The sequence below is a fragment of the Asticcacaulis aquihabitans genome, assembly GCF_032490435.1.
Classification (GTDB): Bacteria; Pseudomonadota; Alphaproteobacteria; order Caulobacterales; family Caulobacteraceae; genus Asticcacaulis.
In genome coordinates this window covers 566297-579574 of sequence record NZ_JAVGWM010000004.1, presented here as the reverse complement: position 1 = coordinate 579574, position 13278 = coordinate 566297, and the positions used below count along the sequence as shown (strand labels likewise).

General features: G+C 58.9%; 10 protein-coding genes. 6 read left to right on the top strand and 4 right to left on the bottom strand.

Annotated elements, in window-relative coordinates:
• Nucleotides 1–45: 45 nt before the first annotated feature.
• Nucleotides 46–1041: a ketol-acid reductoisomerase gene (gene ilvC, locus RCJ00_RS17020; protein ID WP_316223437.1), complete on the bottom strand. Its 996-nt coding sequence runs from the start codon at nucleotides 1039–1041 to the stop codon at nucleotides 46–48.
• Between the two features lie 58 nt (nucleotides 1042–1099).
• Here ilvC and RCJ00_RS17015 point away from each other — a divergent pair, with 58 nt between their 5' ends.
• Together RCJ00_RS17015 and RCJ00_RS17010 are read left to right on the top strand one after the other, a co-directional pair.
• The gene (locus RCJ00_RS17015; protein ID WP_316223436.1) at nucleotides 1100–1921 is read left to right on the top strand and encodes a thymidylate synthase; all 822 of its coding nucleotides are present in this window, start codon (nucleotides 1100–1102) and stop codon (nucleotides 1919–1921) included.
• A complete protein-coding gene (locus tag RCJ00_RS17010) occupies nucleotides 1921–2439 on the top strand; it encodes a dihydrofolate reductase (protein ID WP_316223633.1) in 519 nt (172 codons plus the stop codon). The genes RCJ00_RS17015 and RCJ00_RS17010 overlap by 1 nt, the downstream gene beginning before the upstream one ends.
• A 12-nt stretch (nucleotides 2440–2451) precedes the next feature.
• Here the strand turns inward: RCJ00_RS17010 and RCJ00_RS17005 are convergent, their stop codons facing one another.
• The 3 genes from RCJ00_RS17005 to RCJ00_RS16995 form a co-directional block, all read right to left on the bottom strand.
• Entirely contained in the window at nucleotides 2452–3738 is a 1287-nt protein-coding gene (locus RCJ00_RS17005) for a hypothetical protein (RefSeq protein WP_316223435.1), read from the bottom strand.
• Nucleotides 3739–3882: 144 nt separating this feature from the next.
• A complete protein-coding gene (locus RCJ00_RS17000) occupies nucleotides 3883–4977 on the bottom strand; it encodes an NADH:flavin oxidoreductase (protein ID WP_316223433.1) in 1095 nt (364 codons plus the stop codon).
• 91 nt (nucleotides 4978–5068) lie between these two features.
• Nucleotides 5069–6172 carry an Mrp/NBP35 family ATP-binding protein gene (locus RCJ00_RS16995; RefSeq protein ID WP_316223431.1) on the bottom strand — a complete coding sequence of 368 codons (1104 nt, stop codon included), beginning with the start codon at nucleotides 6170–6172 and terminating at the stop codon, nucleotides 5069–5071.
• A gap of 64 nt (nucleotides 6173–6236) precedes the next feature.
• Here RCJ00_RS16995 and miaA point away from each other — a divergent pair, with 64 nt between their 5' ends.
• The 4 genes from miaA (at nucleotide 6237) to RCJ00_RS16975 (ending at nucleotide 13244) form a co-directional block, all read left to right on the top strand.
• On the top strand, nucleotides 6237–7094 hold the full coding sequence (miaA, locus tag RCJ00_RS16990) for a tRNA (adenosine(37)-N6)-dimethylallyltransferase MiaA (RefSeq protein WP_316223429.1): 858 nt from the start codon (nucleotides 6237–6239) through the stop codon (nucleotides 7092–7094).
• A 97-nt stretch (nucleotides 7095–7191) separates the two neighbouring features.
• Nucleotides 7192–9162 carry an alpha/beta hydrolase family protein gene (locus RCJ00_RS16985; protein WP_316223428.1) on the top strand — a complete coding sequence of 657 codons (1971 nt, stop codon included), beginning with the start codon at nucleotides 7192–7194 and terminating at the stop codon, nucleotides 9160–9162.
• A gap of 41 nt (nucleotides 9163–9203) precedes the next feature.
• A complete protein-coding gene (locus RCJ00_RS16980) occupies nucleotides 9204–11174 on the top strand; it encodes a S9 family peptidase (RefSeq protein WP_316223427.1) in 1971 nt (656 codons plus the stop codon).
• A gap of 54 nt (nucleotides 11175–11228) precedes the next feature.
• Nucleotides 11229–13244, top strand: coding sequence for an alpha/beta hydrolase family protein (locus RCJ00_RS16975; protein WP_316223426.1), 2016 nt, complete (start codon nucleotides 11229–11231; stop codon nucleotides 13242–13244).
• Nucleotides 13245–13278: the final 34 nt, after the last annotated feature.

Sequence of the window (13278 nt, the reverse complement as noted above, 5' to 3'; positions counted from 1 at the left end):
GAAGGGAGGGATATTCGGTCCCACACGGAATGACGGAAAGGAGCCTTAGCTAGCCGCATTCGCCACGCCATCGAGATACCGCTGGGTTTCATCGAGCGGGTTGTCTTTCAAAGCCGCGCGCCGGCCAAGCAAGTCTGGACTGCCCGCATTGTAATCGCGCATCAACTGACGGACAAAATCACCCGACTGGACGTCTTTCAAAACGCCTTGCATCGCCTCGCGGCTGGTGGCGTTGATCACGCGCGGACCGGTCAGATAGGCGCCGTATTCCGCCGTATTGCTAATCTTCTCGAACCCGCCCGACATGCCCAATTCCCAAAGCAGATCGACGACCAGCTTGAGCTCGTAACAGGTTTCGAACCAGGCCACCTCAGCCGGATAGCCGGCATCGACCAGGGTCTGAAAGCCCGTGGTGACCAGTTCGCGCGTACCGCCGCACAGCACCACCTGCTCCCCAAACAGGTCGCTTTCGCATTCGGCCTTCATGGTGGTCTCGAATATGCCCTTGCGCCCGCAACCCAGCGCCGCGGCAAAGCTGAGGCCCAGCCCCTTGGCCTTACCCGTGGCATCCTGCTGAACGGCGAACAGGCAAAACACCCCGTCGCCCGCCACATAGATGTCGCGGATGCGCGGGCCGATCCCCTTGGGCGACACCAGCAGGACATCGACATCGGCGGGCGGGCTGACCAGCCCGAAATTGCACGACAGACCATGGGCGAAGATCAGGGCCTGACCGGCGCGCAGATGCGGCGACATCTCTTCAGCAAACAGCTTCTGGTGCGCCTCGTCCGAGGTCAGAACCACCATTACATCGGCCCATGCCACGCCGTCGGCCACCGTCACAACCTCGAAACCGTCGGCCTCCGCCTTTGTCCGCGTTTTCGACTCCGGCTTCAGCGCCACCTTGATCTGGCTTACGCCCGAATCGCGGGCATTAAGCGCCTGGGTACGGCCCTGGCTGCCATAACCGATGACCAGCACCTTGGCGGCGCGGATAATAGAGAGATCGCAATCGCGATCATGATATACGGGTAATGGCATTGGCATTGGTGACTGACCTTAGCTATACTCGAACAGAATCGTAAGGTCGGTATAATCCATGTTTGATCACCCCGAATACCAGTATCTCAATCTTGTCCGCGATATCATGGATAATGGTGTGACGCGGACGGACCGCACAGGAACGGGGACGACCGGGCTGTTCGGGCGGCAAATCCGCTTCGATCTGTCCAAGGGCTTTCCGCTTCTCACGACAAAAAAGGTACATTTCAAATCGATCGCGGTCGAGCTTTTGTGGTTCCTGCGGGGCGACACCAATGTCAAATACCTGCATGATCACGGAGTAACCATCTGGGATGAATGGGCCGATGAAAACGGCGACCTGGGCCCGGTCTATGGCAAGCAGTGGCGGTCATGGGCTGCGCCCGACGGCCGCAGCATCGACCAGATGAAAGCGCTGCTGGAAAATCTGAAAACCAATCCCTATTCGCGCCGCCACGTCATTTCAGCCTGGAATCCGGCCGAGGTGGACGACATGGCCTTGCCGCCCTGCCACTGCCTGTTCCAATTTTTCGTTGCCCCCGGCGACAACGGAAAGGGCCGGCTGTCGTGCCAGCTTTACCAGCGTTCAGCCGATATCTTCCTGGGGGTACCGTTCAACATCGCCTCCTATGCGCTGCTGACCCACATGGTAGCGCAGGCGGCGGGACTGGAGGTCGGTGATTTCGTCCATAGTTTCGGCGACGTCCATCTCTATGCCAACCATGTCGAACAGGCCAAGACGCAGCTGGAACGCACGCCCTTCGCTTTCCCGAAACTGGTTATGGCGCCAAAGACCGATCTGTTCGGCTTTGACTATGCTGATTTCGCTATCGAAAACTATCAGTCGCACGGTGCGTTGAAAGCGCCGGTCGCCGTATGATGGCGCAGGTCAGGCTGGCCATCGTCGTGGCCATGAGCGACAATGGCGTGATCGGCAAGGCGGGCGGACTGCCGTGGCATCTGCGCTCGGATCTGAAGCGCTTCAAGGAAATAACTCAGTTCAAGCCGATCATCATGGGATCGACCACCTGGGATTCCCTGCCGAAGAAGCCCCTGCCCGGCCGATTGAACATTGTGCTTAGCCGTGACCCAAAGATGGAAGCGGTCGGCGGAATTATCTGCGAAACGTTATTTGAGGCGCTCGACATTGCGCGCGAACATGCGGCGGACGACGGGGCAGACGAAGTCTGCGTCATCGGCGGAGCCAATGTCTATGAACAGACCCTGGCCAAGGCCGACCGCCTCTATGTCAGCCATGTCCATGCCGATGTAGAGGGCGATGCCCATTTCCCTGCTATCGACCCCGCCGTCTGGCGCGTCACATCGCAAGAGGCTTTCCAAAAGACGGAAAACGACGATTTCGACTTCACGCTGACAATTTACGACCGCGTGAAATAGGCCGTAGCAGGCTTACGGGATAAGACCGCCAACCCCTTGTTTGACGATTTCGCCCATCAGGGAGCGCTTCTTCTTTTTCGGTTTGTCGCCGTTCGCCGGCGTCACCTCACTGCTATCATTGGCCGCCGTGCCACCCAGGCTCTGGCCCAGCATCCCGCCGGTCGAACTGCGGTAACGCACCTTGGTTTCCCACTGGATATTCCAGGCAAGCTTCGGATCCGCCGGGCGCTGCGGATAGACCAGGTTGACCTCCTGACCATAGGCCGTGATGCCATATATGCCGGTGCTCATCGCCTTCACCGCTTCGGCCGGCACAGTGCAGGTGGTCGCTTCGCCCGGCAGCAGGGCCTTGTTCGCCAGTAACCGGCTAATGTCATTCGGGGTGAGGTAATCCGGCGACACGAACCAATCGGTCTGCATGGCGGCCGAAGTCCACAACACCACGGTATCCTGACCTCCACCAATGGCCGTCGCGACAATTCCCTTGGCGCCATTTATCGGCGCCCAGGTCAGGGTATTGGCACCGCTGGCTGTTGCCGCATTGCCGGTAACATCGATGGCCGGCATGAAATCCTGATTGGCATCCAGGGTAAAGTCGATCTGCGGCCCATAATTGCTTTTGACGGAATGCGCGCCAACCAGGGACGAATCGCCCTTGATGTCCTTTGGCTTGAACTTCGGATTGGGCCATTCGGCATAGGTCTTCCAATTGCTCGGTAGTGGCCCGACAGCGCCGTCCAGGGTCAAATGCGCCGATAGCTTCTTGAACTCGGCGCCCCGGGCGCTCGGATCGGTGATTTTCGACAGATCAACCACAACGGGCTGATTGGCGGGCACGTGTTCGCCGCACCCCCAGAATATGAGAATCTTGCCTTTCGGTGGCTCGTAGGCCTTCTGCTCATGCTCCTCAACCGGGGTCGCCGGTCCTGTCGGCGTCGCCTGCCAGTACAGGGGCAATTCCTTGACCTTCAACCCCGGAGGCGGCAGATGCGTAGCGGCGGGTTCGCCGCTGGCCGCCTGGCTGGAGCCCAGCCGCAAATTGAGGGTATGGCTCACCGTGTCGCCACCACCCAGCATGTTCATCATGGTCCCCATGGATGGCTTGCCGGCCCCAAGCCCCATACCCGATGTCGTCGCGCTGCTGACCCAGTATTTTTCGACCGGCCCGGTCACCACCTGCTTCACAGCCGCCGGGGCGGGCTTGGCGTCCGTCTTCTTGGCGGGCGCGGCAAGTGCCGGCGCCAGCACGACGGATGCGAACATGCTACCAAATACCAGAATGGGCTTAATCTGGGCCATGACCATTTCCCCGCTGTACGAAGCGTTTCCAAAAATTCGCAAATTACGAGAATTAATTCACGCTTTGGATACGCCTTTCCGGCGCGGCTGGCAATGTGAGATAATGGCGTTATGCGACCAAGATGGTAGCCGGCGCGCCTCCGATCAGAACAGTTCGCCCAGTAGCGAGCGGCTAAAGCCCCGTGCGTCTTCGCCACGACCGCTGCGGATCTTTTCCACCCATTCCGGATCGGACAGGATGGCACGGCCAACGGCCACCAGATCGAAATCACCGCGATCGAGGCGTCTCAGCACCTCATCGATGGCAACGGAATGGGACGCTTCGCCGCCGAAACCGGCAATGAATTCACCCGACAGGCCGACACTGCCAACCGTGATGGTGGGCACGCCCGTCAACTTCTTGGCCCAGCCGGCGAAGTTCAGGTCCGAACCATCGAATTCCGGCTCCCAGAAACGACGTTGCGAGCAGTGCAGGATGTCCGCGCCGGCATCGACCAACGGTTTCAGCCAAGCTTCCATTTCGGCGGGCGTGTAGGCGATCTTGGCGTCGAAAGCGCCGCCCTTCCATTGCGACAGACGGATAATGATTGGAAAGTCCGGACCGACGGCGGCACGGCACGCCTTCAGGATGGCGGCCGCGAAGCGTGTACGCTCACCGACCGTTTCACCACCCCAGGCGTCGTCGCGTTTGTTGGTCAGGGCCCAGAAGAATTCGTCGATCAGATAGCCGTGCGCGCCATGCAATTCGATGGCGTCGAAGCCCAGGCGCTTGGCATTACCGGCGGCGGCGGCGAAAGCCGCGATTGTATCGGCAATATCGGCATCCGACATGGGATTACCGACGGTCTTGCCGTCGATCGCGATCCCGGATGGCATATCCATCGGCGTCGGACGGTAGCCGGCGTCCGCTCCCAGAACGGCCCCGGTATGCCAGATTTGCGGCGCAATCTTGCCACCCTTGGCGTGAACGGCCGCCACAACCTTCGCCCAGCCGTCGAGCGCGTCACCGTAGAAGTTGGGGATATTGGCTTCGTTCTTGGAGGCCGGCCGCTCAATAACCGTGCCTTCGGTCAGGATCAGCCCGACATTGTTTTGCGCGCGGCGTTCGTAGTAGTCGGCAACCGCCTGGTTCGGCACCCCGCCCGGTGAAAAATTGCGCGTCATGGGCGCCATGACGATGCGGTTCGGCAGGCTCAGCGATTTCAGGGCAAATGGGGAAAACAGGGTATCCAAGGACATGGGGCGCTCCGGATTGTATCTGTCGCAGATATAGTTACGGTAATTCAGCTGACAAGGCGTTCGCCTGTGGATATGACCTGCCGCGTCCTGTTTATTTCATTTCGGCCAGAACACGCTCGGCGATAATCTTGAAACGCGTCGCCATCTCGCTATCCGGCTCGGCGGCAGTGAAGGGCCGGCCGTCGTCGCAGCCCTTTCGCAGCGCGGGATCGAGCGGCACATCACCCAGGAAGGGCACTTTCAGGGCGCTGGCCATTTTTTGCGCGCCACCGCGGCCGAATATTTCCAATTCCGCACCGTCCGGGCCGACAAAATAGGCCATATTCTCAATGACGCCCAAAACCGGGATTGCCGTCTTGCCGAACAGGGTCACGGCGCGGCGCGCGTCGGCCAGCGCCATTTCCTGCGGCGTGGACACCACTACCGCGCCATCGATCAACGTCTTCTGGGTCAGGGTCAGTTGCACATCGCCCGTGCCTGGCGGCAGGTCCACGACCAGGACATCGAGCGGGTCTTCCGCCGTGCCCCAGCGCGTCTGGGTCAGCAACTGCGTCAGGGCCTGAGAGGCCATCGGGCCGCGCCATATCATGGCCTGATCCGGATCGACGAGAAAACCGACGGAGTTGACCTTAAGGCCGAAGACCTCAGGCGGTACCATCAGTTTGTCATCGCCGAATTCCGGCGGTTTACGAACCCCCAGCATAACCGGCGCCGAGGGGCCGTAGATGTCGGCATCCAGGAACCCGACGCGTAAGCCCAACGCATTCAGACCAAGCGCGAGCCCTAACGACACGGTCGATTTGCCGACGCCGCCCTTTCCGGAGCCGACGACGATGACCTTTTTCACATGATTAGGACGCACACCGGCAACCGGCGCCTTGGGACGGCTATCTTCGACCGCACGTTCCGATAGCTTGGCTGAAGCCTGCTTTTGTGGCTGGGGGTTGGGGGCCATTTCGGCGGTCAGCACGACCTGGGCTTTGGTGACGCCCTCAAGCCGGGCCAAGAGTTTCTCGGACGCCAGACGGACCGGCCCATATTGCGTGACCCTGTCCTGCGGCACTTCCAGCATGAAGCCGACGCGTTCGGGCGACACGATCAGGGCGCGCACCATGCCTGCGTCAGACAGCCCTTGCCCGCTCATCGGATCGATGATGGTATTCAATGCGGCGAGCACGGTTTCCTTGTCAAGCACGGACGAACCTCCTAGAAAAGCTGGGCTTCACATAGGCCCTAAGTGCCGCCAGTTAAAGTCCTAAATGCCCGAATTCGACCGCCCCATATATCTCCTCGCCGGCCCGACCGCCTCGGGCAAGTCGGCCAAGGCCTTGGACTGGGCGGAACGGACAGGCGGGGCAATCCTGAATGCCGATTCCATGCAACTCTACACCGACGTGCCGATCCTGACAGCGCGGCCGGACGCTAACGACATGGCGCGCGCACCGCATCATCTCTATGGGCACCTGGCACCCCAGGCGCAGTGGTCGGCCGGGGATTGGCTGAGGGCAGCGCGACCCCATATCGCGGACGCGCTGAATGGCGGCCCGCCGCTGTGCATAGTCGGCGGAACAGGGCTCTATTTCAATTCACTGATCTTCGGTCTGGCCGAGATTCCGGATATTGCCGACGATGTCCGCGCGGCGGCGCGATTGGCCTATTCTGAGATGGGCGAGGCCAAGCTCCGAGACGTCCTGAAAGCCCACGATCCGCAATCCGAAGCGCGCATCATGCCCAATGATCAGCAAAGACTGGCGCGCGCCTATGAGGTCTGGCTACAAACCGGCCAGTCCCTGTCCGACTGGCAGGCCCGGACGACGCCGGAGCTCCCCCAAGATTCCTATGTGCTGGATATATTACAGCCCGACCGCGACTGGCTTTATGAGCGATGCGACCGTCGCCTGCGCCTTATGCTCGATCAAGGCGCGCTCGACGAGGTTCGCGCCTTGGTGGCCAAGGGACTCGAACCCAGCTGGCCTATCATGCGGGTGCTGGGTCTGGCCGAATGCGTGGCTTACCTCAACGGCGACATGCCCCTGGACGAGGCCCTGACCCTGGCGCAGCAGAAAACGCGCAACTACGCCAAACGGCAGTCGACCTGGTTTCGCAACCAGTTCTGACGCTTATCCCCGCTTCGCCCTCGTCTTGCAGGTTTACCCCCTTGCGCGCCTGACGCGAACATTATAGCCATGGGGAGAAATGCCTGTGGGGGGTTACATGACACCAGTATTCGATCGCCGCGCCCTGTTGCGCCTGTCCGGCTCCGTCGCCGCGCTCAGCCTTCTGCCGCCCTTGGCCCGGGCGGAGGACACGGTTAACGCCGGCCCACCGCCGATAGAAATGTATGCCGGGTCACCGATGGTCGATCATATCGCCCTGTCGCCGGCCGGCAAGCGCGTGGCTGTTATCAGCCAAAAAGGCGACGACAAGTTGCTGGTCTATTTCGATGTGCCCGGTGGCAAGCCGACAGCGACTCGCCTGGGTCCCGCCAAGATCCGCAATCTCTTCTGGGCGGACGAAGAGCAAGTTGTTGTTTGCGATTCACAAACGACGTCCCTTCCGCAATTCACCGGCGACAAACAGGAAGTTAGCCTGGCGCGGTTAATCAATTTGAAGACGAACAAGATCACCACCCTGTTCGACAAACTGGACCACTTCTACGGCATCGTCTTCGGCCCCGTCTATCGCGTGAAGATTGATGGCGTCGTCAATCTCATGGCGTCAAACTACCGGATGGATGGCGCTTTTAATCGTTGCCTCTACCGTTTTCCTCTCGACCGCCCAAGCGGCCGGCCCGTCTACGAAGGATCGAACGATACCGAAGGATTCGTCATTGCGCCGGACGGTTACGTCGTCGCCTATTCCGACTTCGACGATAGCAAGAAGGAATGGGTGCTCTTCTACAACACAGCGCCGCGCGGAAAATCGGAGCGGTTCAGATCGATATACAAGATCAAGGAAGCCTTGAACTATCCGTCTCTCGAAGGGCTGGGCCGAGATGGCACGTCCGTCGTCGTTTATTTTGCGAACGGGGAATCGAAGGGCGAATATCATGAGATTTCCGCCGACGGCACGATCGGTCCGTCGCTCGATACCAGCGATTATATCAGCACGACACCGCTTTTCCATCCAACCACCTACCGGCTTGCGGGCTTCTCGCATCAAGACGACTGGGTTGGCTATGATTATACCGATCCCCTGCTGAAAAAATTGGCGGCGGCTCTACCCGAACTGATGGGCGAAGATTGCCGCGTAGCGATCTCCGATTTCGCCGAAGATCCGCGCAAGATGATTCTCTACGTGGAAAGCCCCGAAGACGCCGGAAGCTATTATTTTGCCGATCTGAGCACCGGCGCCCTGGAGATCATCGGCCAGAACTACGAAACCCTGCCGGTCGAATGGATCACGCAAAAGAAGCCGATTACCTACAAGGCGGCGGACGGGCTGCAAATTCACGCCTATCTGACGCTGCCGCCAAAGCATGAGGCGAAAAACCTGCCCCTGATCGTGCTGCCGCACGGCGGCCCGCAAGCGCGCGACTATATCGATTTCGACTGGCAAACCCAGACCCTGGCGTCACGCGGCTATGCGGTGCTGCAACCTAATTTTCGTGGTTCTTCCGGCTACGGCAGCAACTTCGTCGAAGCCGGTCACGGTGAATTTGGTCGCAAGATGCAGACCGACCTCAGCGATGGAGTACGCGACTTGGTCAAACAGGGCGTGGTCGATCCGAAACGTGTGGCAATCCTTGGCGCGTCCTATGGCGGATATGCCGCCCTGGCAGGCGCGACGCTTGACCCAGGCGTCTACCGATGCGCCGTCGCCATCGCCGGCATCAGTGATCCGAAATCCTTCGTCGAGTTCATTGCCGAACTCAGCAACAGCCACAGCAGCTCCAATGTCCTGTACTGGAAACGCTTCATGGGCGACTCCAAGGGTTGGGATGCAATTTCCCCCGTCAAACAGGCCGCTCAGGCCAATTGCCCGATTTTGCTGATACATGGCACGGATGACACCGTCGTTCCGATCGACCAAAGCCGTCGCATGGAAAGCGCCCTCAAGCGCGCCGGAAAACCAGTCGAATTCGTTACCTACAAAGGCCAGGACCACTGGGAAACCGTCGGGTCATCGCGCATCGAAATGATGAAGGTGGCCATGGCTTTTCTGGGGAAACACAACCCCGCATAGGGTGCCGGAAAGACTTATGCGTTCACTAGAATTGGGGGAATATGATGACACTCGATCGCCGCGCCGTCTTACGCCTATCCACCTTAGCGACAGTGCTCAGCCTGATTCCGCTTTCAACGCGCGCGCAAAACAACGTAGCGTCCTCCACGCCGCCGCCTATCGAAACCTATGCCGCCTCGCCATTGATCGATCACATCGCTCTGTCGCCGGACGGTCGACGTATCGCACTCGTTAGCCAAGACGGCGACAACAAGATCCTGGTCTATTTTGATGTCTCCAACGGAAACCCCAGAAGCATTATCTTCGGGGCGGCGAAAGTCCGCAGTCTGTTCTGGGCGGATAACGACCACGTCGTCATCATCAATTCCGAAACTACCTCCTTGCGGCAGTTCAGGGGACAGAAACAGGAGGTGAACCTCGCTCAAGTACTAGACCTGCGCACCGGCACACTTCGCGCCCTTTTCGACCAAGACAGACGCTTTTACAGCATCGTTATAGGCCCTGTAGAGTCCGTCAAGATAAATGGCGTGCCCCACCTGATGGCATGCAACTACAGGCTGTCGGCAGGATCTTTTTTCTGCCTATTTCAATTTGATCTTGATAAACTGGACGGCAGGCTGGTCTATGAAGCGCCCATTGATACCGAAGGATTCGTCATTGCGCCGGATGGTTACGTGGTCGCCTACTCCGTATTCAGCGACAGCCGTAAGGAATGGGCGTTGTTTTACAACACTGCGCCACGCGGCAAGACGCCGGTCTGCAAAAAAATCTATGAGGTCAAGGAAGCTCTGAACTACCCCTCCCTCGAAGGGTTGGGCCGAGATGGCACGTCGGTCGTCGTTTATTTTGCGAACGGGGAATCGAAGGGGGAATATCATGAGATTTCCGCCGACGGAACGATCGGTCCGTCGCTCGATACCAGCGACTATATCAGCGCGGCCCCGCTTTTCCATCCCACCACGAAACGATTGGCTGGTTTCTCGCATCATGACGACTGGGTAACCTACGACTATACCGATCCCTTACTGAAAAGACTGGCGGACAACATGCCTGAACTCATGGGTAAGGAGTCTCGTGTCCGCATTGTCGATTTCGCCGAAGATCCGCGAAAAATGATCCTGTACAAAGAAAACGCCAATGACGCCGGCAGCTATTATTTCGTCGACCAAGCCACAGGCGACTTTCAATTCATCGGCTCAAACTACGAAAACCTGCCGGTCGAATGGATCACGCAAAAGAAGCCGATTACCTATAAGGCAACGGACGGGCTGCAAATACATGCCTATCTGACACTGCCGCCAAAGCATGAGGCGAAAAACCTGCCGCTGATCGTGCTGCCGCACGGGGGGCCGCAAGCGCGCGACTATATCGATTTCGACTGGCAGACCCAGGCCCTGGCGTCGCGCGGCTACGCCGTTCTGCAGCCCAATTTCCGCGGATCTTCTGGCTACGGCAGTGACTTCGTGGAGGCAGGGTACGGCCAGTTCGGCCGCAAGATGCAGACCGATCTGAGCGATGGCGTGCGCGACCTAGTCAGGCAAGGCCTGGTCGATTCAAAACGTGTGGCCATAATGGGCGCCTCCTACGGTGGATATGCTGCCCTGGCCGGCGCCACCATAGATCCCGGCGTCTATCGGTGCGCCATATCCATCGCCGGCATCAGCGATCCGAAAACCTTCTCGGACTTCATTGCTGCGCAGAGCAACAGTAGCAGCGGTTCCAATGTCCTGTACTGGAAACGCCTCACCGGTGACCCCAAGGACTGGGATGCCATTTCGCCCGTTAAACAGGCATCTCAGGCCAGTTGCCCGGTGCTGCTCATTCACGGCACCGACGATACCGTCGTTCCCATCGACCAAAGCCGTCGCATGGAAAGCGCCCTCAAGCGCGCCGGAAAACCCGTCGAATTCGTTACCTACAAAGGCCAGGACCACTGGGAAACCGTTGGGTCATCGCGGATCGAAATGATGAAGGTGGCCATGGCTTTTCTGGGGAAACACAACCCCGCATAGCGCTTGACGTTTCGAAAGATACGAATAAGGTTACGGTAATATTGGGGGACTATCATGACTTTTACACTCGATCGCCGTGCTCTTTTGGCCTCCGGCTCCGCACTGGCGTTTTCACTGGCAAATCCAGTGCGGGCGCGCGCTGCCGCTCCGACCACGCCGCAGCCATCAATCGAAACCTACGCGACCCCGAAAATTCGCTCGGTCACCCTGTCACCCGACGGCAAACGCGTGGCCGGGATTACCCAGACCGGTGACGACAATATCCTCGTGGCCCTGACCATAGGCGAACCCAAGCCCAAGGCCTTCGCCATACCCGTCAAGAAGGTACGTGACCTCTTCTGGGGCGACAACTCTCACATCATAATGGTGGATTCCGCCACTGTTACAGTGCCGGAATTCGTCAAGGCCCGCGCCGAAGTTTTACAGGCACGCAGCATCGACATAGACAATACCAAGTTTGTCACCTTCTTCGACTATGCGCAGAAGCCCTCGACCACCGGGACGCTGATGACGTCGCAAAGCCGCTATTATCCGATCGTGATGGGCAGTTTGCACCGTATCAAGGTGGATGGAAAATATCGCGTTACGGCCTCGAACTACAATATGCAGGGCGAGTACAGCCTGGACCTGTTCAGCTTTGATCCGAACAGCGAACGCGGGGAACGCCTGCTGGCCGGAACCAATACAACCGACAATTTTGTCGTGACACCCGATGGACGCGTCGCGGCCTTCACAACCTATGACGATTTCCGCAAGGAGTTCGTCCTGGCCTATAATATGGATCTGGCGAGCGGGGGCAAAAACTTCAGGACGATTTACCGCCATAAGGGCGACGGCTTGTCGGCACCCGGCGCATCCGGATTGGGACGCGATGGCAATTCAATTGTCATCTATATCTATCCGGACGACGGTAAAACGCCGGAATACCACGAAGTGTCAGCGGACGGCGTGCTGGGCCCCGTGCTCCATCCGGAGGACAAGACCGGTGAACACTTCCCCCTTTTCCATCCGACAACAGGTCGGTTGGTCGGTTTTGGCCGCTATGACGAGTCATTCCATCCTGACTATTTCGATCCGCTGCTGAAAAAGCTTTACGATGCCCTGCCCAAGATGGTCGGCGATGGATACCGCTATGAAGTTGCGGATTATGCCGAAGACCCGCGCCAGATGATCGTCAAGACCGAGGGGCCGGACGATGCCGGGACCTATTATCATATCGACTTCACGACCGGACAGGCACAACCCGTCGCCGCCGTCTATCCGGACCTGCCGGAAGAATGGATTTCAAACAAGACGGCCATCGATTATAAGGCGGCGGACGGACTTAATATTCATGCCTATCTGACTCTGCCGCCGTTCAAGGCGGCGAACAATCTCCCGCTTATCGTCCTGCCACACGGCGGGCCAGAGGCACGCGACTATATCGATTTCGACTGGCAGTCCCAAGCCCTGGCCTCACGCGGCTATGCTGTGCTGCAACCGAATTTCCGCGGGTCGAGCGGTTACGGCGATAGTTTCACGCAGGCCGGCTACGGCGAATGGGGCCGCAAGATGCAGACCGATCTGTCCGACGGCGTTCGCCATCTGGTCGCGAAAGGCGTGGTCGATCCTAAGCGTGTGGCCATTCTGGGCGCGTCCTACGGCGGTTATGCCGCCATGGCCGGCCCGACGCTCGATCCTGGCGTCTACACCTGCGCCGTCGCCATCGCGGGCGTATCCGACCTTAAAGCCATGCTCGACTGGGAAACCGCCAATAATGGTGTCATTGACTCCACGACGGTACGCTATTGGAAGCGCTTCATGGGAGATCCTGCGCACTACAGCGACATATCGCCCGCGAGACAGGCGGCAAAGGCCTCCTGTCCGATTTTGCTCATTCACGGCACAGACGACACCGTTGTTCCTATCGACCAAAGCCGTCGCATGGAAAGCGCGCTCAAAACCGCCGGCAAGCCCGTCGAATTTATCACCTATAAGGGGCAAGATCACTGGGAAACCATCGGATCGGCTCGTATAGAGATGATGAAGGCCGCTATCGCGTTCCTCGAAAAACACAACCCGCCCGCCTAATATGCCAGGACTGCCCGTAACGCGTCCTTAGGTT